The sequence below is a fragment of the Candidatus Brocadiia bacterium genome (assembly GCA_041658285.1).
In the GTDB taxonomy this organism is placed as follows: Bacteria; Planctomycetota; MHYJ01; order JACQXL01; family JACQXL01; genus JBBAAP01.
Genome location: JBBAAP010000001.1, coordinates 23,701 through 45,525, shown reverse-complemented (window position 1 = coordinate 45,525; position 21,825 = coordinate 23,701). Strand labels below are relative to the sequence as shown.

The window sequence follows — 21,825 nt, the reverse complement described above, 5'->3', positions numbered from 1 at the left end:
CGCTCAATCAGCGGTTACAATCAAAGGAGTTATTATGAATAGGAAATTGCTCGCTGGTCTGTTTATTTTAGGGTTTTCTTTTATCCTTAACGCCGAGCCGGCCAAGGATGCGCCCAAGAAAGACGAGCCGGCCAAGCCGGCAGCCGCGCCCATCACCGATGTCGGCGCGGACACCGATCTGATTGGCTATATGCTCAAGTCCCGCGACCTGACCCGCCAGACCGCCTCGGTCGACCCTCAGATACTCGAGTCGCTCTATAACCAGAACAAGATGGTCATGCCGCACTTCCTGCGTTACTGGAAGAACCCATTCGATTTCCCCAAGTTCGCGGTCAGTATCCTGAGATATCAGGAGGATTGCGTTGCCAAAGATATTGCGCTGTTCGACCTGTTCGGCCAGGGCCAGGCACGCACCGGGCACCGGGTGGCCTTCCGGCCGGAGTATATGCCTGAACTCAAGCCCGACAAGGACAGACCGGTGTTGATGGCGCTCAAGGAGCTTAACAAGCAATTTAAGACGGATTGGTCCGAGACCGGCGCCGCCGGCATTCTGGAACCGGCGCTCAAAGGCGTGCCGCCGGAAGTGCAAGACCAGATTTCCCGTATCCTTATGGCCGCCGGCGAGGGAAAATCCTACCGCGACCGGGCCCTCCGGAACTATCCAAAGGAAAAGCTTAAGCACGCTTTCGACTATGCCGTAAATAACTTTACCATAAACGAGGACAACCCGCCCGAGGAATTCGAGGACCTGTCCGTGGTCAATTGGGACTTGGGCCAGGCGCTGGATTATGACGACCTCTACACCGGCGCGGCTTTGTGCCTGCGCGCCATAAGCGACCTGGAAAAATCCGTGGCCGATTGGTCCAAGGTGCTGACCGAAACGGGTAAGGCCAAGCTGGACCTATCCGGCGTCAAGTTCGAGTTCGCTACGCCGCTGGGCAAGGTGGTCTTTAACGGCAAGCCCGAGGACAATACTTATCAGGGCGGTGACTACCTGCTCATCATAGACATGGCCGGCAACGATACCTATAACGGGGCAGTGGCCGCGTCGAACAGTCTGGAGCATCCCATCTCGATTGTCCTGGACAACTCAGGCAACGATACCTATGCGGCCGGCAAGGAAACCGCCTGCGCCCAGGGCGCTGGCATACTCGGCTACGGGTTCCTGGTCGACAACGGCGGCAATGATACGTTTACCGCCGTCAACAACGCGCAAGGTATGGCCTGTTTCGGCGTGGGAATCCTCTGCGCCCGGGGCGGCGACGACTCCTTTAAGGCTCATACTTCGGCTCAGGGCGCGGCTTCGTTCGGCATCGCCTACCTGGCCAAGGCCGGTGGCAACGATTCCTACTACGCTTACTACACCAGCCAGGGGTTCGGGTTCACCGGCGGGTTCGGATTGCTTCTGGATACCGGCGGCAACGACAAGTATGTGGCCGAACCGTATGATCTGGTCCATCCGGGCATCGGCGGGCACGACAACCTGCGCAATTACAACTTCTGCCAGGGCGCCGGCTGGGGACAGAGGGGTGACATATTCGGCGGCCACGCCTTGGGCGGCGGCATGGGCATACTCCAGGACCTGGCCGGCGACGACAGCTACCAGTGCGGCGTCTACGGGCAGGCCACCGGATACTGGTACGGCACCGGCATACTGCACGACAAGTCCGGCAACGACTCCTACGAAGGCTCGTTTTTCGTCCAATCGGGCACGGCCCATATGGGCATGACCCTGCTTCTGGACGAAGCCGGCAACGACAAATACCACGTCTGGCACGCCATCTCCATCGCTGGGGCGCACGACGTCTCGGTCTCCTGGTTCATCGACAAGGCCGGCGACGACGCTATTTCCATGTGGGAATGGAAAGACGAAAAAGGGCAGCAATCTTTGAAAGAGACCGGCACCAAGGGCGGCGGCGGCACGGTGCTGGGTTCAGGCATCAATAATTCCGTGGCCGTTTACGCCAACATCGGCGGCAACGACACCTACGAGATATACACCGCCCAGAGTTTCGGCTGGTCATTCCAGAATGAAAAGAATCCGTTATCCTGGCGCTATGACGCTTTCAATGCCGGGCTGTTCATAGATGTGGGCGGCACGGACAAGTATATCCTGCAGGGGCAGGAAAACACCGCGGCCGACCCGACCAACAACGCCGGCTGGTCGCGCACATCGCCTCCGGGCAATCCCGAAAAGACCTTCAGCATGGGCATAGACGTGGATAAGGGCCGGGTGATTGAGGCGGAGTGGTAAAGGTGCGCAGACATATCCCTGCCTGTCAATTGGCGGGCAGGGGCAGATTGGTTCAGGTTATTATTTTCCCGGTTTTAATCCGTTCAGAAACAATCCTATCGTTAATTGGGCGATTTCGCTTTTGGTGTAATTACATTTCGAACGCAAGTAGTAATAATAATTGGGGTCGAATAGCTGTAAAAGAGTTCTGGCAATCACCGGTACATCGACCGCGCGCAGCTGCTTTTTCTTGATTGCCCTGTTGAAAATATCCTCGAATATTTGGAATAATCTGGCGATATCTTTTTGGATAATCAATGATTCTTTTATATCAAGGCGCCGCTGATTGGCCTGTATGCTTATCTGCGTCCACAAAAGCATGAAATATTTTATGTCTTTTTCGAACATATCGCATAAGACATTGATCATCTCCTTGAATTGCAGGATGGGGTCGTTTCTTTTACTGATAGCCGACTTAAGATTGCTAAGGGTGCTTTTGGCGCTGCGTTGTATTAGGAGTTCCAGGAAGTCCTCTTTGCGCCCGACCCGGTTGTAAACGGTGCCTTTGCCCACGCCGGCCCGGTCGGCGATATCGTCGATAGTGGTGCGGTCGAATCCTTTTTCAGTGAATATTTCCAGGGCGGCCTGGAGAATCCGGTCTCGCCGTTCCAGTAAGCCTTTGCGTGGTAACTTTTTTTCAGCAGTCATAATGCCTCCTGAATCAACCTGTCAGCCTCCGGTCAAAAACCAGGGAATAATTTTATATTTATTGTTTGACATATTTGACCATATATCTAATATTTGTCAATTAATTGAACACTTTAGTCAGTTATCTGATATCAGGCAACCCAAGAAAGGAGCGCTGCGGGAATGAGTTCGATTAACGGCAATAAGAAAAAATGGATATATGGATGCGGCGCAGGGGTGCTCCTGATCGGCATTCTGGTCAGCGGCTATGTTGTCAGGGGGCTGGGCCGGATTGTTACCAATGACGCCTACATTGAAGGCCGGATACACAGTATTTCCTCTAAGATTCCTGGCACCATCAAGGCGGTCTGTGCCGAAGATAACAAGATGGTCCGGAAGGGCGACTTGCTGGTCGAAATTGACGCCACCGATTACGAAATAGCGGCTAACCTGGCCCGGGCCAATCTCGACGTTCAGGAAGCGTTATTCGAGCAGGCCAAGCGCGACAAGGAGCGGGAGGAATCGCTTTATAAAGACAAGGTTTCGTCCAAGAGCCAGTATGAAAAGAAGCTGACGGCCTACAGCCTGGCCGCTGCCCAGCTCAAGGCGGCCGGGGAGCAATACAAGATTGCCCAACGCAACCTGGAGCATACCCGGATTTTGGCCCCGTCCGACGGCTATGTTACCAAGAAATCCGCGGTAGCCGGCAATCAGATAATGCCCGTTCAACCGCTGATGGCGATTGTGGCGCTGGATGATATCTGGCTGGTGGCCAACTATAAGGAGACGCAATTGAAAAAATTCCGCATTGGTCAGTGTGTTGAAATAAAAGTTGATAGTTACCCCGGCAAGGTGTTTACCGGCAAGGTGGACAGCATCATGGCCGGGACCGGCGCGGCATTTTCCCTCTTCCCTCCGGAAAACGCCCTGGGCAATTATGTCAAGGTGGTCCAGCGCATACCGGTCAAGATTGTTTTTGATAAGGATACCGATACCGAACACGTATTGCGCCTGGGCATGTCTTGCGAGCCGACCATTCAAACCAGAGAATAATCGATATGAAGCAGACTAACAAATGGTTGGTGGCTTTAACGGTTGTTATGCCCACGTTTATAGAAGTACTTGATACCTCCGTAGTAAACGTGGCTTTGGACACTATGGGCGGCAGTTTGTCCGCCAGCCTGAACGAGACCACCTGGGTGAGCACCTCTTATCTGATCGCTAATGCCATAATTGTTCCTTTGACTGTTTGGCTCAGCCGGCTTTTGGGCCGGAAACGGTATCTTATGGCTTCCATCGCGCTTTTTACGTTAAGCTCGTTTCTATGCGGCACGGCCACAAGTTTGGGTGCTATGATTTTGTTCAGGATTCTCCAGGGCATAGGTGGCGGCGGGTTGATGGCATTGTCGTTATCCATCTTGATGGAGACATTCCCGCCCGAAGAGCACGGCATAGCCACGGCCATTTACGGCATCGGCACGCTGACCGCTCCGGCCTTGGGTCCGGTCTTAGGCGGTTGGGTGGTCAATAACTGGTCTTGGCCTTGGATATTTTTCATCAATATCCCGGTAGGCATTCTGGCGCTGATTATGACACAGGTTTTTATAGAAGACCCGTCTTATTTACAGAGAACGACCTTCAAGGAGAAACTGGATTATTGGGGCATCATCCTGGTGGTAATCGGCGTCGCCTGCCTGCAAATCGTCTTATCAAAGGGGCAGGATATGGATTGGTTCGCTTCAACGCCCATTGCCATATTGACTGTCGTATCCGCGGTTTCTTTGGCGGCATTTGTTGCCATCGAGCTCAAGAGCCCGCATCCGATACTCAATTTAAGGGTGTTTAAAGACGCCTGTTTCACCTCGGCTAATGTCATTTCCGGCGCTGCTATGCTGGTGATGTTCAGCAGTTTCATATTCCTGCCTATTTTCCTCCAGCAGCTGATGAGTTACGATGCTTTCCAGGCCGGGTTGGCGGTTACGCCTCTGGGCATAGTCAGTATGTTCTCGATGATGGCGGCCGGCTTATTAGTCAACAAGATAAATCCCAAGATTATTGTGGTGCTGGGTATTCTCAGCCTGGCTACCAGCTCGTTGATGATGTCGCGATTCAATCTTTATGTCGACCCCAATGCGATTATCTGGCCGGTAATTTTTATGGGCGCGGGATTGGGCATGGTCATGGTTCCGCTGGTGGCCATGATGTATGTGACCCTGCCCAAGACGCAGGTTGGGGACGCCTCCAGCATTTTTAACGTCTTAAGGAACATCGCCAGCAGTATGGGAGTGGCGGTGATGGTGACGCTTCTGTCCCGGCGCGCCCAATTCCATCAGTTCCGTTTGATTGAACATCTCAGCCCCTTTGATGCCACATACCAATCTTATGTGCACCAGGCATCGAGCCTGGTGGCGGCTAAAACGGGTTTTGCCTCCGAGCTGGCGGCTAACGGGCTCATCTATCAGGGGCTGATGAGGCAGGCCGCCTTGTTTGCTTTCACTGATATTTTTTACATCTCGGCGATTATCATGCTCTGTATGATCCCGCTGATATTCTTGTTAAAGCGCCCCAAGCACGGGCAGGGCGGGATGATGATGCATTAGACAGTAGTGGAAAGCGGTATTCCAAGCCATAGAGGCAAGATGCACCGCCAGCCGTACCTGAGTATTTTTAGGCGTTAAGATTAGCAATGATATTTGCACTGGGCTATGGTACGCAGACACGCTTTCGCCTGCCAATTGGCGGGCAGGGTCAGGTTCGCGCAGATGCTTAAGTGTTTAATTCTGTGCCTAAGCCTCTTTATTACTATAAAGTAGACTTCTTTTATCAATCCTGGTCTTTTTAATAACCATACCCCCTATACCCTATATACTCTATGGACCCTCTGCCACCCCCCATAGGTTATGGGGTATAGCCTATGGGGGTATGGGGTATAGCCTATGGGGGTATGGGGTATAGACTAGGGGGCTATGAGGTATAGACTAGGGGGCTATGGGGTATAGACTAGGGGGGTATGGGGTATAGGGTATGGGAGTATAGGGTATAGCCTATGAGGGGATAGGGTATATAGTAGGTGAGTATGGGGTATAGACTAGGGGAGTATAGGGTATAGGGTATGGGAGTGTGGGGTATAGCCTATAAGGGGATAGGGTATATACTGGGTGAGTACGGGGTATAGACTATGTGGGTATAGGGTATAGGATATGAGGGGGTAGGGTATAGACTAGGGGACTATGGGGCATAGGGCATGAGTATATAGGGTATAGGGGAGTGGGTATAGGGGGGATATACCTTCATAGTGTGTATGGTTAATTTTTTTGTGCTACAGTCCTTCGTCTATCGGCTTTAATCTATTATTCAGCCGGTTCCCAACGATTGCCGCCGGGGCCATTGACTGCGGTTGGCGGGTCGCCCGGCCATTGCAGTACGACTTTGTTGGCGTCACTGCCCGGGTCGATTTGGTAAATCGTGCCGCCCACATCAATAATAAAGACATGGCGGCCGGTAACGCCGTAGATATCCGGATAGGCGACAAAAGCGAATGAGGTTATATTACCGGATAAGATGCCCTTGGGTATGATTTCGGTTTGGGTGAAAGGTTTGCCCTCCATATTAGTCTGCATGGCCCGGAACCAGTAGCCGTTCTTTGGCTTGGGCGTGAATTTAGCGTCGGACCAGTTTTCTATCTCGTCTATATTTTCAGAGCATCCGAATGGCCGGGGATTAGTTCGGCTGTATGCGGCGGCATCTGCCAGGGCAAATGAGAGATCTATATAGTTCACCCTGGTTTTGCCGTCCGCCCGGTACATCCGATAAAAGCATGATACATCCAAGTTCCAGTAATCCTTGATGCCGTTCCCGTCGGTATCGGTTGCTCTCCAGATGGCCTGGGTGCTTATGAGCATCTTTAGTCCAGCCATAGTTGAAATTTCATTTGCTTCGATTTTTGAAAGCGGTTTTTCATCATCGGATGGCTCATCTTTTTCCTTCTGCAAATCATCTTTCTTGTCGATGATGTTTTTGATGCCGTCGGCCAGGCGAGCATCTATAGTCGGACTATTGAAATCTGAGAAGTAGGTGTTGATTTCGGCCGAGGCTGTTATGGTTGAGTCTTTATTTTTTGCGGCAATCCTCAATGTCTGGTTGATTTGATTGATAAACAGGCTTTTGGCGTCAATCTCAAGGTTGAGGCTGTTAATGATATCCGTTTTTCCAGAAAGCTCTTCGTCGAATTGGGTAAATACCGATTTGAGCATTGTCCTAAGTCCTTCCGGGGATATCTCAAGATTAATTAAATATGCGGGCTGATTGGCTGCGGATTTGATAAGGCCTGTGCAGGTGGCGTTTAGTATGGATTCTTTTATGGCTTTGAATACGGAATAATTAAGAAAATCGAATATCTGGTCGCCTTCCGAGAATTCATCTTTTGCCGGTTCGCCTTTCTTTATTTCGGCGCGGTCGGGTTTTTTTATATCATCGATGGACATGAAAAGTGATTTTTCGTCGTTTTGATAATGATGTAACAAGGCTGATCTTTCATCAGTGGCGTCATTTATTTTCGCGTTGGCATTGAGTACGAATTGATTTTTGTTCTTATAAATACAATCTGATTTAATGGTGAGGTAATTTTTATTATTCAGGTCGACATTAATGTCTTTTCTCAGGTTATAGCCCTTAGAATTAACGGCATTATCAATTGCGGAAAGAACGATTTCTTTGGTTTTTTCGGGGGATGGGAGCGCGGGAGTGTTTTTACCGGATGAGCCGCTTTCGGTGGTGGCGATTTGCGGCAGGAGTATAGCCAAACCAAACAATGCTATTATCAACCAAAGGTTTCTTTTCATTATGCACCTCCTTTAGCGCTAATTCCTCTGCATTTTGTGCTACTTTAACTCTTCCACGGTAATATTGGAGAAGAAGACGTGAGAGTTTCTGGTCATAAGACCGACCACTGGCGTGCCGGACATCATTATATTATCATTGATGACCTTGCCGTTTAATAGCGCCTTGCATTTGCCGTCCTGCTTGATGAATGCCAGCGTGCCGTTGGTGCCGCTGTCGTTGGAGTTTATCTGGATGCTCTGGTAAGCGTCGCTCGTGGCGTAGACCAGGCCGGCGTGGTTGGTGTAAACGGTGTAGGTGCGCTCGACGTTGAACTTGACGCTGATTTTGTAGTTTTCCGGCAGGCTGCCTTTCCATATCAGGTAGCATTCCAGGTTGGCCATCTTGGAGCCGCCCACCAGCTGGCCGCTCTCGATGCGCCAGTTCTGGTATTCCTGCTGGTTGCCGGCCACGGACCAGTTGCTGATGTCCTTGCCGTTGAATATCTTTTCGGGTTTGCCCTTGGCTGCGGGTTTCTTGTCCTCGGGCTTGGAGTTTGGCTGCGCCACCGGCATCGGCGCCAACTGGAGCTTGGTCATCAGTTCCTGGGCGCCTTTGTGGTTGGGCTCGATGTCGAGTATGCGTTGTAGCACCCGCCCGGCGAAGCGGGGGTATTTGCGGTTAGCGTAGTCGTTGGCCAGGTTGAGCAGGCCGGACATATACGCGCCCCGGACCTTGGTCAGCTGGCGCGAGGCCGTATCGGTTCGCTCCAGCGCCTTGGCGGCTAGCAGGAACAGCTCATCTTCGTCCTTGGTCCGTCCGGATTTTAGCGTCAGCAGGCGCTGGCATTTGCGGTAGGGCGCCAGCGATTTTTTCACCTGTTTGTTCTTTTCATAGGCTTCGCCCAGCCGGTAGAGCGCCTCGGGATATTCGGCCCGGTAGGTCAGGGCTTTATTGAACTTGGAAATGGCTTCTTCGAAGTTGTTCTGTGATAATTGGGTCAGGCCGGATTTGAAGAATGCCTCGGCCAGGTTATCGTCGCCGGCCAGGGCGGCCGTCACGGCCAGAACAGACACGACTAATGCCGAGAGCAGTTTTTTCATCTGGCAGAGGTTTATTCTGATTCCTTGGCCTTCTCTTTTTCCTTGGCCTTTTCCTTTTCCAGCTCCTCGCGCGCCTTCTGCAGGCCGGCCGTTGCTTCGGCGTTGTTTTCCTCGACCTGGAGTATCAGGTTATATATTTCCTCGCACAGGGAGTAATCGGCGTCGGTCATGCACTGGTTGGCCAGCTCGATTAGTTTGGCGATGAAGTCCTTGTTGAGTCCGGACAGTTTTTCCTCCAGGGCGCGGAACTTGTCGGTCTTTTTGGTGACCTCATCGCGCAGGGACAGCTGTATCGGGGTGGGCGATTCCATATCGTTGATGATTTCCAGGCAGCGCTGGTAGTTTTCGTAGGCGTTTTCTTCGTACTTGAGCGCTTCCAGCGTGTCGCCCAGCTTGGCGTAGGCCTCGGCGTATTCGGGGTTATAGTTGATGGCCTTGCTGAAAGCGTCTCGGGCTTCTTCGTATTTCTTGGCGGTGAGTGAATCACAGCCGTTGGTGAAGAATATCTCGGCGCCTTCTATCTTTTTGGGGTCGATGGCCGGTTTGGGTTTCTTGGCCGGCTTGTCGCCGCTGTCTTCGGGTTTTGGCGGCGGAGGCGGCGGGTTTGCCTGGTTGCTGACCATCAGGAACTTGGCTTGCTTGATGGCTTCGTTGATGTCTTTTATCCGGGTGTAGATGGGTACCTGTTCCTTGGTGGGGTAGACGTCGACGACGCTGTCGCAGGCGTTGCGCGATTCGGTCAGCAGTTCGACCGCCTTTTCCAGGGTGGCGTTGCGTTCCTTGCCGTCCTGAATCTTGTTGGCGCCGGATATCATCTCCTGGGTCTTGGTCAGGACGTCGTAGGTCTCGCGCAGGATGACGCCGGAATCCTTGTAGACGGCCTTGACCCGGTCCTTAGCGACGCTGATGGCGCCGTCCGGGGTGGTAATCTTGTACTTATCGCCCTGTTCCTCGACCTTGCCGACGTATTTGTTGCCATCCTTGAGCAGGACCACCTCGGCTGAGGCCATAGAGCCGGCCAGCAGGATAATAATGATTGTCGGGATTATCAATTTTTTGGCTTGCAACATAAATTTACTCCAGTTTAGAAGATATAGGCATATAGTGTCAAAGCCATATAATGGCAGTAAGATAGCGAAAATAGGAATAATGTCAAGGATAAATTAGACTTTAGACCGCAGACCATAGACTTTAGGGCTTCGAGGCCTTAGCCATTTTCTCGCCCAGTACTTTTCGGGCTAATGTCTTACGGCGGTCGTTCAGTTCGGTGGTTTCTTCCTCGTATTTGAGCGCGCCGGTGGAACAGACTTTGGCGCATTTAGGCCCGCGCTTTTCGGGGTCGCCGGTGCACAGGTCGCATTTGACCACATCGTTGTCCAGGACGGCTATGGCGCAATAGGGGCAGATGGTGGCGCAGAACCGGCATTTGATGCATTTGTCTTCGTTGTATTTGATGACTTCGCCGGCCGGGGTTGATTCCTTGTAATATGCGTTCTGAGGGCAGAATTTCAGGCACGGCGCATCCTCGCATTGCATGCAGATAATCGGATATTCAAAACGCTCGAACTCATCCCGCACGACGCTTATGGCGGCTTTCTTGGGATTGCATTCGCCGAATTTACCGAGCGAGCAGGCCAGGGAGCATTCTTTGCAGCCGGTGCATAATTCAGGGGAAACGTATAAGTGTTTCATTAATAATCCTTTCTTTTTATAGTGTAGCAGTTTGAGCCCTTCGGAAATACTCAGGGTAAACTTAGCGAATTATACTCCAGCAGGCTATTTTATCGCTTCCAGCTCCTTTATCCGGGCCGGCTTGAGCAGTCCGGCTTCGGTCCAGCCGCGCAGTTTGTAGTACCGGTCTATGGCTAATGCAAACTGTTCCCTGTCCACGTGGTGACCCTTTGCCATTTTCAAAGGCATGGGGTCGTCAAAATACCGTTTTGGCAGGGTGTCGTCGGCTTTGGTCATCCCCTGATTGAGATTGAACATCCTTTCGGAATCTATTACCCTGCGGCCGACGGCTTCCAGTTCCTTTTCGGAAATCTGCCAACCGGTGGCGCAGTAAATCAAATCTTTGAAGTGTGAATAGCCCAGGAAGTTGGGGCTGTTGAATCCGTGGCAGATGAACTTGCAGATGCCCAGGCAATCCACCGTGGCGAATATATGCTCGGAGAAATAGACGGCTTTTTCCTTTTCATCAAGCACGGTCGGGTCCTGGATTTTGGAGCCGTAGCCGTAAATGTCCTGGCGCACCTGGGGCGGCAGTTTCTGGAATATTTCCAGGGTCGGCCGGCTCCTGAGGTGGTCGGCGCCGCGCGAAGACGTGGCGATGCCCAGGGCGAATGCCTTGAAGTAACGGACGTCGTGCGGGTCGCTCTGGGGCAAACCTTTGACGGCGGTGACGTAATCCTTGGCATTGGCGCCTAACTGCCCGGCCGCCTGGGTGCTTTCGGCCAGGATATTGCCGAACCCCTCCCGGCGCGATATCATATGCAGCAGTTTTTTGCTCAGTTCCACATCGCCGAATTTCAGCTCCAGCCCGCCGGTGACCTTTTTGTCGATGATGCCTTTTTCGTACAGTTCATAGACCCAGGACAAAATAGTGCCGGCCGACGATATGTCCAATCCGAGCTCGTTGCAGATGTTATTGAGTTCTATGACCTGGTCGGGCTCTTCTATCCCGATATTAGCCCCGATTAAGCCAAGCGCCGTATACTCCGGCCCTTCACCGCCCAGTGTATTCCGGTGGCGGCAATGCATCATGCAGGAAGAGCAGGCGATCATCTTTTCTACGAACTTTTCCACCTCTTCGGCGTTAAGCTTGTCGGTCCAGGCGTTGAGCTGGCTGTTCTTGGTCCGGATGGCGCCGACGGCGTTGCTTACTTCATAAAGCAGCGGCGTGCCGAGCTTGCCGAGGATGGGCGTGATTTTAGAAGCGAAAAGGTAATCCTTGATCTTTTCCACCAGTTTCTGTAATTTATCCGGATATTTTATTTTAAGCCCGCCGGTGCCTTGGGCAACCACGGCTTTAATATTTTTGGAACCCATAACTGCGCCCATACCGCACCGTCCGGCGGCATTTTTTATCCCGGTCCGGACGCAGGCGAAACGGACCAGTTTTTCTCCGGCCACGCCGCAGAGCGCTATTTCACAAGGGCCCAAATCACGGCGTATTTCCTGCTGCGCCTGAGTGGTGTCTTTGCCCCAATATTTCCGGGCATCGCAGATTTCTATTTTGCGGTCTTTAACCAGAATATATGACGGTTGCTTTGCTTTTCCGGTGATAATCAAGCGGTCAAACCCGGCATAACGCAGTTCCGGGCCGAAGAAACCGCCGCAGTTGGCGTCGCCCAGGATTCCCGATTCGGGCGATTTTGCCGAGACGCTGAACCGGCTGGATGAAGGCGTCAGCGTGCCGGTAAGCAGGCCGGCCCCGAAAATCAGCACGTTATCGGGCGACAGGGCATCCACGCCCGGTTTGAGATATTTGTTCAGATAATACACGTTTAAACCGCGTCCGCCTATCATCTGCTTGCGGAGCGAGTCAGGAATACCCTCTATTTTTATTTTGCCCGTGGATAAATCAATCAACGCTAATTTTCTGTCTAGCATACTTACATCTTTCTATAATTCTGATTATCCGGATGAGTATAACAAAAATTACCGGATTTTCAAGTAAATTCAACTGCCTATCGGTAAACTTATATGCCCTTAGTATTATATTGCAGTTTAAGGCTGTCTTTTAACAGTTCGTTTTTCAGCGCGGAGATATCCTGGCGTTTTTGCATATAGTTCCAAATGGTACCGGAATTCCTGAATACACCGAAGGATTGAAAGCCGATGATGCGATTATCCCGCAGGATGAGTTTGCGCCGGCTGTGCTGATTCCGGTATCTGATTTCTTCCAGGCCGCTGGCGCCCTGTTGTTGGGCTTCGTTAGCCGTTTGACCCATTCCGGTCACGGATATGCCGTCGATATTAAGCGCATTTACGCTGACGTTGCCTTCATAGACAGTTAGGATATCCATCATATTCAGTGCGGCGATTCGGCCCTGCTCCACGGCATTGGGCCAGATGGCGCTCAAAGCCGGTTTACCCAATATAAAGTCGTGCGCCTCGGCCGCGTCGCCGGCCGCATAAACGTTTTCAATGTTAGTCCGCATATTATTATTCACAATGATTCCGCGGTTGGTTTTTATGCCGCTGCCTTCAAGGAATTTGATGTTGGGCCTGACGCCGATGCTGACCACAACTAAGTCGCCGGCTATCAAGCCTCCGCTTTTCAGGCGGATGCCGTTGACGGCTTTGCCGCCGGTAACCTGAATGACTTCCTCGCCCAGCTTGATTTCAATTCCTTTACCGTTAAGTATCTGCTCGACCGGCTCGGTCATATCTTCATCCAATATCCGTGCCAGAACGCGCGGAAGCATTTCGACTATTACGGTTTTTATTCCGCGTTCGTGCAGGCTTAATGCGGTCTCGATACCGGTAAAACCGGCTCCGATAATAACAGCCCGTCTGACCTTATGCTTTTTAGTGTAATCATTAATTGCCCGACAACCGGCCAGCGTTGATAATGAGAATACCCCGGGGCTGTCAATTCCTTCTATAGGGGGGATTATCGGCATCGAGCCGGCCGCGATAAGAAGTTTCTGGTACTTTACGGATTTGCCGTTCTTCAGGATTAATTTTTGCTTATCGGCCAGGATACGCTGGACCGGGCTGCCCTGTAACACCTTGACTGAATTCTTCTTGAAGAAATTCTTGCTTACCCGCGGCAGCGCTTTATGGGGTAATTCGCCGCCCAGAAGAGAAGGCAAAGCGCACAGCGAATAAGGAACAGTCCGTTCGGCCGAAATGACGGTAAGCGGGATATCCTTATCGCAGCGGCGGATTGTTTCCAAGGCCGAAATCCCCGCACCGCCTGCGCCTATGATGACTGTTTCCATATCTAATACCCGATCATTCCTTTGTCATCCTGATTTTGATGGTTTCCATCTCGGCTTCGTCTATCTTCTTGCAGAAGTCGGAGAAGGCCTGGTAATGTTCGGGTAGTACGTCCTGCGGTTGGAGGCTGAACTTACGCTCGATGGTGATATCCGCGTCGGTCTGTTTGACCAGCCGAGAGTAATAGCCGTAGCGGGTGGACACCAGCAGGCTCTTGGGAGCCTCGGCAACGGCGCCTTCGGGCAGGATGACCCGCATCTGGTCCAGGGTGTACATATAGTCGGCCACGCCGTAAAGACGGAGCGGGAACTTGCGGTCGGTTTCGCGCAGGAAGGCTTTGGAAAGCTCCATGGGCCGGACGATGTTGGCGAACTCCCAGCCGCGCGGTGTTTTGCGGGCGAAGGTGGCTACGCTGCAGTCGAAGTTGAGTCGGCTGATGCGCTCGTCGATATTGAAATCGCTTATCTGGTAGCTGTTAAGCTTGAAACCGTTGAACATGGCGCCCAGGGTGCGTTCGATGCTCTGTTTTTTCTGCTGCTCATTTGCGTATTCCTTGAATTGGGTGCGCAGTCGGGCGCCGGATTCACCGTTCATCTTGATGGCCCCGGCGATGGCGGCCGAACCGTCGGCGGACAGGGTAATATTATATTCGCGGGTAGAGCGGCAGAGTTCCTCGAATGGCATAGTGGGTAATTCCAGAACCCGGATGCCTTCGGGCATGACGGCATAGGCGTTGGCGCCCTGTATGTCCGAGGGCAACACGCCGAATGGCTGGAACTGCGCCGGGCTGAGGAAGAGCGGCTGCGGAGCCGAGACGGCCGTAGCCGGGATATAGATAATCGCCCGCGAGGTATTTATAGGCAGACCTTCCTTATCCGGGTTGACGCCGGGGTAGAACTTGGATTGGGGCAGCGCCCAATAGGCCTCGATATCGAGCGCCTTGAGCATGGCCATCATCAGCGCGCTGGGCGAGCCTTCCTTTTCTATAAGCGTCTGGCTGAGCGATTCGTCCGAAGTCGGACCGCCGGAACTGCCGCTGCCTTTGAGCTCGGTGACTACAAACTGGTAAAGCGTACGGATTTTTGCCAGCGGTTCCTCGCTGCTGCCGACCAGTTCACAGGCCTTGGCACAGACGTTATAGGGCACCATCTGTTTGAGATAGCGGCTGTTGAATCCGGCGAACTGCTGTTCGGTTGAGTAAGCGCCGGCGTAGATATCCACCCAGGGGATGACCTCTCGCTCGGAGGGCATATAGACCTCGTCGTCGTAATCAAGGCTTTTGGTGATGTCCCAGGTATAGACCAGGTTGTCGCCGTCCTCGGACTTTTGGGGTTCGTGGCTGAGGTAGCGGGGCGGCATCTTGACATTGATATTTTTGGGAATGCTGACCACGTAGCGCAGGTGCATAATTGGTTCCTTTTCGCGCCGGAAAAATGGCGAATCGTCTATAGTTACGACCGAGTCCGGGCCGCGGTAAGAGAACGGTTCGCGCTTGATATAGCTCAGTTCGATGACCGAACCTGCATCCAATTCGGGGAGCCGCAGGCTGTAGGAGCCTTCCTGGATGGGGTCGGGTTCGAGTACCCGGCCGTCCTTGGCATAGACCCGGGCAATTTGCAGGTCGCCGTATTTATATAGGTCGCCGTAACGCTCGCCGGCTTGTTTATTGAGCAGTTTGACCAGTTCGTGCGAGCGTGTTTCCTTGACCCTGAGGTTTTGGTTATCCTGGCCCAGGATTTTGATCAGATGTTCTTCGAGCAAGACAATGCTGCCGGCTTCGGGGTAGTCTTTTTCGGACGGCGCGTTCTTGACCAGCTCGGTAACGGAGATGTCGGCCTGGGCCGGCCAGGTTTCAGCTTTAGCATCCTTGAAATCGAAATAGCGCCTGAGGTCGTTGTCATAGAGGCGGTACTTAGCCGGAAGCTTGTTAAGGTCATCCCAGTATTGGCGCGCCTTGTCGGGCTTGCCCCAGCCGTAGTAGAATTCGGCCAGCTGGGAATAATACCGGTATTTATCCGAATCCTTCTCTGCCGTGTCCAGCAGTTTTAAGTAGAACGTTTCAGCCGCGGCATAATTGCTGATGGTCGTGTAAATGTCAATCATATAGCGGTAAAGGTAATAGGCTTCGGGCTGGGCTTTGAGCAGTTCGGCGTAGGTGTCCAGATAGGGCTGGTAATTTCCCCGGCGGGCGGCGATGTTCATATCGCCGAATCTGTACTTGTCGCCGTTGAGGTCATAGGCCTGTTTGTAATATTCTAGGGCTTTGTCATAATTGGACTGCTGGTAATAATAATTGCCCATCCGGAAAAGCATATCGACATTGTTGGGCAGGAGTTTTTCCAGCGTGGTCATAACCGTGAATGATTCGGCCGGCCAGCCGCGCTGGCTGAATATTTCCATCAGCTTCAACTGGGTTTTGACAGAACGCGGATTGGTGGTGGCGGCTTTATCAAGGTATTCGACGGCTTTGTCTTTATCCTTCTCGGAGTAATAATCGGCCAGCGCCAGTTTAGCGATAAGGCAATCCGGAGCCAGTTTTTCGGCGTCCTTGTAGCACTTGAAGGCCTGGTTCTGGCGTTTTTCGTTGGGCAGGAAATCGTTGCGCTGGTAGGCATCGCCCATGATGACGTTTATCATGGCGTTGGTCTTGTGCTGGTTGAAGAGTTCTTCCCAGGCCGTGAAGGCTTCCTGGACCAGGCCGTCTTCATTGTAGAAAGAAGCCTGCACCAGGCAATCCTTGAGGGTTCGTGTTGCCGGGTTCTTGGCCAGTTCCTTGAAATAATCGCGGTTACCCCGGGCTACCTTGGGCGCGGGTGTGATACCGGCCACGATGGTTTGAGTGGGCGGCTCGACCAGGAATTCGATGTCCGGATAGAGCGTGCCGTCCGGACCGGTAACCTGAATACTGTTGATGTTGTTCAGGAACTTGACCAGCAGTTTATTGGCGCCCGGGCGGAGCACGGCGCCGTGCGCCTGATAAAGGGGCTCGTAGTTTGCCATCCGGTCGACGCGGGCGATTTCGGCGTCGTTCAGCCAGATTTTATAAGAATTTCGGGATTCGATATTAAAGGATACGGTTTTCTCGTCCGGTGAATTTATCCAGGTCAGCAGGTAGAGGCAGTTACCGCGGTTTTCCAGCGGTTCGGTTATCTTATTCGTGAAGTTATCGTAGGTGGATACATTGGCTGCGCGCTTGTGCCAGGCGGCCTCCCAGTCCTGGACCGAATATTTGGCGGACAGGTTTATTTCCTTCTCCGGCGGATAAACCTGGTCGAGGCAGTTGGAGTTATAGGGCTCGAAGTAGCCGATGACCAGCCATTTGTCCGGGTAGCCGAACGATTTCCAGGTGGCGAACGATTCCGGGCTGACGCCGTTGAAGCGCTCGGACATATACAGCAGTGTGCGGCGGATGAGATTCTCGTTGAACTTATTGGTCAGAGGCTTGTCCAGGAGCGAGCGGGTGAATTCCATCTTTTCCTTGTCGTTGATGAAATCTATGCCCGCACGGCCGCCGCCGTATGCGAAGCTGTCGAAAAGCAGTTCGAATTCAGGCATATTTGGGTCGGCCTTGATGCGGGCCATCAGGTTGCGGTAATAGAGTTCGTCCTCGCCCAGCCAGTAATAGACGCGGGACAGCCCGTAAAGGGCGTCGGCTTGGTCGGGAGACTTGGCCAGAGCTTCATCAAAATAGCCTTTGGCTTTGGTGGCGTTGTTTTCGTAAAGCAGGTAGAGCCAGCCCAGCGCCGTAGAACTGACGGCGGTTCGGTCGGCCGAGTCCTCCAGTTCTTTAATCATCGCCTGGGGTTCGTTGTTCTGCCGGTCAAGGAAGAAGATATTCTTGGACTCGGCAACGGCCAGGAATGGGATAAACATGATGACGGTCAGGCAGACTAACAGAAATCTTTTCATAATTCAAACTCTGGCGCTCCCGCTAATAAGCGGGATAAACTCCGAGCCATGCCTGCCCCGACGGCGGGCGGGGGCGCGAAGTGGCGCCACTTTCTGCCTGATAAATCAGGCAACTACGTTTTCCTTAACTAATATATTATTTACGTTCGAGAACGACTTCGTGTTCGGCGCTCTTTGATGCCTTGACGCAGAAGTCGCGGAACTCGGCGTATTTATCTTTGGGTATCCGGACCGACTTGAGGTCGAATTCAACCTCAACCCGGAGCTGCCTGTCATCTATTTTGCTATAAGTGCAGGCGTATTTGGCGTAATCGTTTTCCAGGCTGACGCTTTCCGGCATCGAACCGACAACATAGCCTTCTGGTATCTTATATGTAAAGCTGGTCTTATCGGCCACCAGGAAATACATAATCATATCATAATAGCGCGTTTCGGCCGAGGTGATATCGGACAGGTCGGCGCCGTAGAGTTTGGTCGGCAGGGGAATGGGCCGGAATATCATCTTTTCCTCTTCCTTGCGGGCGAAGTCGGATATCTTGAGCGATGCTTTGACCTCGACCGGTTGGTTGTAATCGGTCAGGTCCGAGAACTCTACCGATGAGATGGTCGTACCTTTGAAGACTTGGTTGTATATCTGCTCATAGATGAGTTTCTGTTTGGTGCCGTCCTGGAATCCCTGGCGGTAGAGCGGGGCGATTTGGCCGCGGATGACGGTATGCTCCTGCCAGGAGGCGTCGCGGTTGGGATAGATTTCGACGGTATAATCAGCCTGGGTCAGGTTGCTGGCCGATGGCGCAAATTTAGTAACCAGGCACTTGCTTTTGCCGGTAGGCGATACGACGAAGGCCACCGCACCCTGATCCATATATGGCATTTCCTCTGCTCCGCAATAGCGGGCCGTGCCGTCCAGGAAAAAGTCACTGCCGTCTTCCTTATAGAGGTGGGCGATGGCGTGGTTGAATATCTTCATTGATGGTAAATCCGTATTGACTACGCCTATCTCGGTCGGGGTGGCGCGGATGAGCACCGGGTCGGCTTGTATGCCGACTTCCTTAAGCATGGCTATCAGCAGGATGGCCGTGTCTTTGCAGTCGCCGTATTTGCGGGCGAAGGTATCGGACGCTTTGAAAGGCTTGAAGTAATGTGATTCCAGTGACACCTCTTCATAGCGGATGGCTGAGACCATAAGCTGGTAGACGGCCCTGATTTTGGAGCGATCGTCGGTCAGATTCTCGACCGCCTTTTTGACGGCGGCCTTGAGTTCGGGCGAGGTTTCGAGCTGGTCTTTAGCCAGGCCCCAGAACCATTCGGCCACTTCGTCCCAGGTCTTGAAGGTGGAGAAATGAATGTAAGGCCAGATTTCGAAATCAGCCGGCCGGAGCGGTTCGTTTTTTATCTGGGGAATATTATTCTCGGTCCAGGTCCGGACTATCAGGCCCTGTTCGGTTTTTTCCGTTTCCTCGGGCTTGGCATTGGCGCAGCGGACCGCCTCGTGATAGACCGGTTTGTTTTTGGGTGAAATCAGGGTGAGTTTGCTGGTCTCGACCGGTTCATCGCGGTTTTGCAGGGAGCACATCAGCCCGAAGTAGTCGCGGTAACGGCCTTCGCCGACTTCGTCTATTTGGCATTCGAAGGTGATGATGTCGCCGACCTCAAGCCTGGGGAACGCCGCATAGGAGCTGTTTTCCTGATACTGGCCCTCGATTTCCATATATTCATCTGAGCCGGCCTGTTTGCGGTAGACCTTGGCTTGCTTGACCTCTGATTTGGTGCTGGGATAGTATTCCAGCCTCCGGGGGAAAGCCGAGACATAGCCGTAGTCGTTGCGGCCGTTATCGTCGAATATCTTTATGACCTGCTGTACAAAGGTGCTGGAAGTGCCGTTGGACTTGACCCGGATGATTTGGTTATAGAGTATCCACCGGGCCGATTCCTTCTCGTCGGTTTGTACCGCGGACTTGGCCTTCTCCAGGTAGGCGGCTATCTTTTCTTCGTAGCCGTCCCAGAAATCTTTTTCCTTCTCGCTGGATTTAAGATACTTGAGGTGTTTTTCTACCTCTTTTAGCTGGGGTTTTATCTTGAGGGCGTCTTCCAGTTCAGCGATGGCCAACTTGGTCTGGCCCTGGTAGAGATAATAGTCGGCCAGCAGTTTCAGGAGCGACGTATTTTCCGGCGCGATGGCCAGCGCGTTCAGGAGCGAATGCGTGGCGTTTTCCCAATCATCGACGCTTTTGTAGATGGCCGCGGTGGTGTTATAGACCTTGTAGTTATAGGGATTGATTTTGAGCATCTCAAAACAGAGTTCCAGAGCCGTTTTATAGTCGCCTATCTGGCGGTAGAGACCAATCAGGCCGTAGCGCGCCTTATTATATGTAAAGTCCTGCTTGAGCTGGCTTTGGCAGAATTCTATCCGCTCGGCCGGCAGGCGGCTCTTGGTATAGAAAACCGACTCCTGCAGGTCCATATTTTCGGGCATATCCTTGAGCAGGCCGGAGTAGATGGATTCGGCTTCCTTTTGCCAGATCTGGTCGGACCGGCGCTGGTAAGCCTTGGCCAGCGCGATGCGGGCCTTGTGGAAACCCGGCTTGAGCTCCAGCGCCTTCTGGAGCAGTTCTATCTCCTTGGACTCCAGCGGAAAGGGCATCCGTTTGGGCGAAAGGGTATGTTTCTGCGCGCGCCGGATGGATTTGCCGGAATCATATCCGGAATCGCTGTCGGAATCGCCGCCTTCTTCGGCATTGGCCATCAGCTCCTCGAAATAGTCGGACCAGTCGAATCCCAGTCCTTTGAAGAATGACGGGTCGGTGGTATATGAACGCGAGAATTCGTAATAGACCAGGGCTGAGTCCGCGGCCAACTTAAGCGCGGCGTTGTATGATTCCAGCCGCTTGTTGCGGTCCGGTTCGGCGTGGGTGAAAGCGATATGGGTCAGCACGTCATTGCCGTCCAGTTCCAGTGCGCGCTTCAAGAGGTCACGATCCTTACGGTCGTTCTCGTCCAGTGCTTTCTTGACGTCGTAAAGCATGGCCAGCCGGCGCATCGAAACGGCATCGTCGGCGTTGTCGTTTAGTTTGGATTCGAAATACGAGAATATGCAGGTGGCGGTAATCGGTTGGAGTTGTGATTTGAGCGGCTGGACCGGCGTTTTGGACAGGAGTTCTTTTATCTGGTCTGGTTTAGCGGCGTAATTCAGTCCGGCCAGCGCCTGGCCTGTCGGGCTGGTCAGCCGAAGCATAAACCGCCACGGCCCGGCCTTCTGGCAGACCTTGACCAGTATTTTATTCCAGCCCTGGCTGAGCCTGACAGCTGGGGTATCCTGATCCAGGTACAGTCCTCGGTAGCAGTCGCTGGTGACGATGATATTGTCGTTAAGCCAGAGCTTGGCGGCGCCGTCCGAGCCGAACTTTATCAGTGCATCCTGTTCCTGCGGCGAATTGACGAAGACCAGTGCGTAGGAAAGGACATCCTCGTTAAGCCGGAACATGGCGGACATATCCACCCAGCCCCAGACCGGAGCGGAGGGGACGTTGAACCATTTGTTCTGGCCCTGCTTACCGGTGTAGGTCTTATCGAAGTCGAGTTCTTTCTCCACGTCGTATTCGGTGTTGAATCCGGTTTCTTCCTCGTTCTCAAACGGACCTATGAAGACGTATTCCGGCACGAAGCCGAGCGTGTCAATATTGGTTTTAGCCTTGTCCAGTTCGCCCTTGCGGATGAGTGCCTGGGTCTGGAACCAGACGGCCAGTGCGCGGAGGTTGTCGTTGGTGTCGGGTGATTCGGCCAGATGGTTGATGATGCCGGCCATATCGGTGCCGGAAATGCCCGAGGCGTAGTCGGCCACGTGAAGGAGCTGGTAGAGGTAGTATTCGGCAACCGGGCTCTTGACGTCCTGCTTAATCAGCCTGGAATATTCGTCAAAGGCCTTGAGCCAATCGCCCGAGACCATGGCTTGCTGCGCTGCGACTTCTTCATCAGCCCTGATTATCGGCGCCGGCTTGGTCGGAGTGATGGCCGTTGAGACTGTGGCAGACACCGGTTCCTGCGCTGTGGTCGCGGCCTTGCCGCCGCAACCAGTTGCGTAAATCAATAGGGCAATGGACAGAATCAATAGCAGTCGTTTCATAATAA

At 52.9% G+C, this 21,825-nt stretch carries 12 protein-coding genes; 3 read left to right on the top strand and 9 right to left on the bottom strand.

Annotated features, from left to right (window positions below; all coding sequences use genetic code 11):
• The first annotated feature begins 34 nt into the window (after positions 1–34).
• Complete coding sequence (locus WC980_00145) at positions 35–2,254, top strand: hypothetical protein (GenBank protein MFA5793467.1); 2,220 nt, start codon at positions 35–37, stop codon at positions 2,252–2,254.
• A gap of 60 nt (positions 2,255–2,314) precedes the next feature.
• Here WC980_00145 and WC980_00140 read toward each other — a convergent pair whose 3' ends face one another.
• The gene (locus WC980_00140) at positions 2,315–2,941 is read right to left on the bottom strand and encodes a TetR/AcrR family transcriptional regulator (GenBank protein MFA5793466.1); all 627 of its coding nucleotides are present in this window, start codon (positions 2,939–2,941) and stop codon (positions 2,315–2,317) included.
• 162 nt (positions 2,942–3,103) lie between these two features.
• On the opposite strand from WC980_00140, the gene WC980_00135 reads away from it, so the two are divergent.
• Complete coding sequence (locus WC980_00135) at positions 3,104–3,973, top strand: HlyD family secretion protein (GenBank protein MFA5793465.1); 870 nt, start codon at positions 3,104–3,106, stop codon at positions 3,971–3,973.
• Positions 3,974–3,978: 5 nt separating this feature from the next.
• Positions 3,979–5,520 (top strand): DHA2 family efflux MFS transporter permease subunit, encoded by a 1,542-nt coding sequence (locus WC980_00130; protein MFA5793464.1) that lies wholly within the window; start codon positions 3,979–3,981, stop codon positions 5,518–5,520.
• Positions 5,521–6,270: 750 nt separating this feature from the next.
• Here the strand turns inward: WC980_00130 and WC980_00125 are convergent.
• The 8 genes from WC980_00125 to WC980_00090 all read right to left on the bottom strand — a co-directional run bounded on the left by WC980_00125 (position 6,271) and on the right by WC980_00090 (position 21,820).
• Complete coding sequence (locus WC980_00125) at positions 6,271–7,761, bottom strand: DUF2950 family protein (protein MFA5793463.1); 1,491 nt, start codon at positions 7,759–7,761, stop codon at positions 6,271–6,273.
• Between the two features lie 39 nt (positions 7,762–7,800).
• On the bottom strand, positions 7,801–8,841 hold the full coding sequence (locus tag WC980_00120; protein ID MFA5793462.1) for a family 16 glycoside hydrolase: 1,041 nt from the start codon (positions 8,839–8,841) through the stop codon (positions 7,801–7,803).
• Positions 8,842–8,852: 11 nt separating this feature from the next.
• Positions 8,853–9,911 (bottom strand): tetratricopeptide repeat protein, encoded by a 1,059-nt coding sequence (locus WC980_00115; protein MFA5793461.1) that lies wholly within the window; start codon positions 9,909–9,911, stop codon positions 8,853–8,855.
• Positions 9,912–10,032: 121 nt separating this feature from the next.
• A complete protein-coding gene (locus WC980_00110) occupies positions 10,033–10,533 on the bottom strand; it encodes a 4Fe-4S dicluster domain-containing protein (GenBank protein ID MFA5793460.1) in 501 nt (166 codons plus the stop codon).
• An 84-nt stretch (positions 10,534–10,617) separates the two neighbouring features.
• On the bottom strand, positions 10,618–12,453 hold the full coding sequence (locus WC980_00105; GenBank protein ID MFA5793459.1) for an aldehyde ferredoxin oxidoreductase family protein: 1,836 nt from the start codon (positions 12,451–12,453) through the stop codon (positions 10,618–10,620).
• An 89-nt stretch (positions 12,454–12,542) separates the two neighbouring features.
• Positions 12,543–13,790, bottom strand: a complete 1,248-nt coding sequence (locus WC980_00100; protein ID MFA5793458.1) for an FAD-dependent oxidoreductase — start codon at positions 13,788–13,790, stop codon at positions 12,543–12,545.
• A gap of 13 nt (positions 13,791–13,803) precedes the next feature.
• Positions 13,804–17,697 carry a tetratricopeptide repeat protein gene (locus WC980_00095; protein MFA5793457.1) on the bottom strand — a complete coding sequence of 1,298 codons (3,894 nt, stop codon included), beginning with the start codon at positions 17,695–17,697 and terminating at the stop codon, positions 13,804–13,806.
• 136 nt (positions 17,698–17,833) lie between these two features.
• Entirely contained in the window at positions 17,834–21,820 is a 3,987-nt protein-coding gene (locus tag WC980_00090; GenBank protein MFA5793456.1) for a DUF3857 domain-containing protein, read from the bottom strand.
• Positions 21,821–21,825 lie beyond the last annotated feature (5 nt).

Coding starts and splice junctions, on each gene's coding strand:
- WC980_00145 (MFA5793467.1), top strand. CDS start 35: ATGAATAGGAAATTGCTCGCTGGTCTGTTTATTTTAGGGTTTTCTTTT.
- WC980_00140 (MFA5793466.1), bottom strand. CDS start 2,941: ATGACTGCTGAAAAAAAGTTACCACGCAAAGGCTTACTGGAACGGCGA.
- WC980_00135 (MFA5793465.1), top strand. CDS start 3,104: ATGAGTTCGATTAACGGCAATAAGAAAAAATGGATATATGGATGCGGC.
- WC980_00130 (MFA5793464.1), top strand. CDS start 3,979: ATGAAGCAGACTAACAAATGGTTGGTGGCTTTAACGGTTGTTATGCCC.
- WC980_00125 (MFA5793463.1), bottom strand. CDS start 7,761: ATGAAAAGAAACCTTTGGTTGATAATAGCATTGTTTGGTTTGGCTATA.
- WC980_00120 (MFA5793462.1), bottom strand. CDS start 8,841: ATGAAAAAACTGCTCTCGGCATTAGTCGTGTCTGTTCTGGCCGTGACG.
- WC980_00115 (MFA5793461.1), bottom strand. CDS start 9,911: ATGTTGCAAGCCAAAAAATTGATAATCCCGACAATCATTATTATCCTG.
- WC980_00110 (MFA5793460.1), bottom strand. CDS start 10,533: ATGAAACACTTATACGTTTCCCCTGAATTATGCACCGGCTGCAAAGAA.
- WC980_00105 (MFA5793459.1), bottom strand. CDS start 12,453: ATGCTAGACAGAAAATTAGCGTTGATTGATTTATCCACGGGCAAAATA.
- WC980_00100 (MFA5793458.1), bottom strand. CDS start 13,790: ATGGAAACAGTCATCATAGGCGCAGGCGGTGCGGGGATTTCGGCCTTG.
- WC980_00095 (MFA5793457.1), bottom strand. CDS start 17,697: ATGAAAAGATTTCTGTTAGTCTGCCTGACCGTCATCATGTTTATCCCA.
- WC980_00090 (MFA5793456.1), bottom strand. CDS start 21,820: ATGAAACGACTGCTATTGATTCTGTCCATTGCCCTATTGATTTACGCA.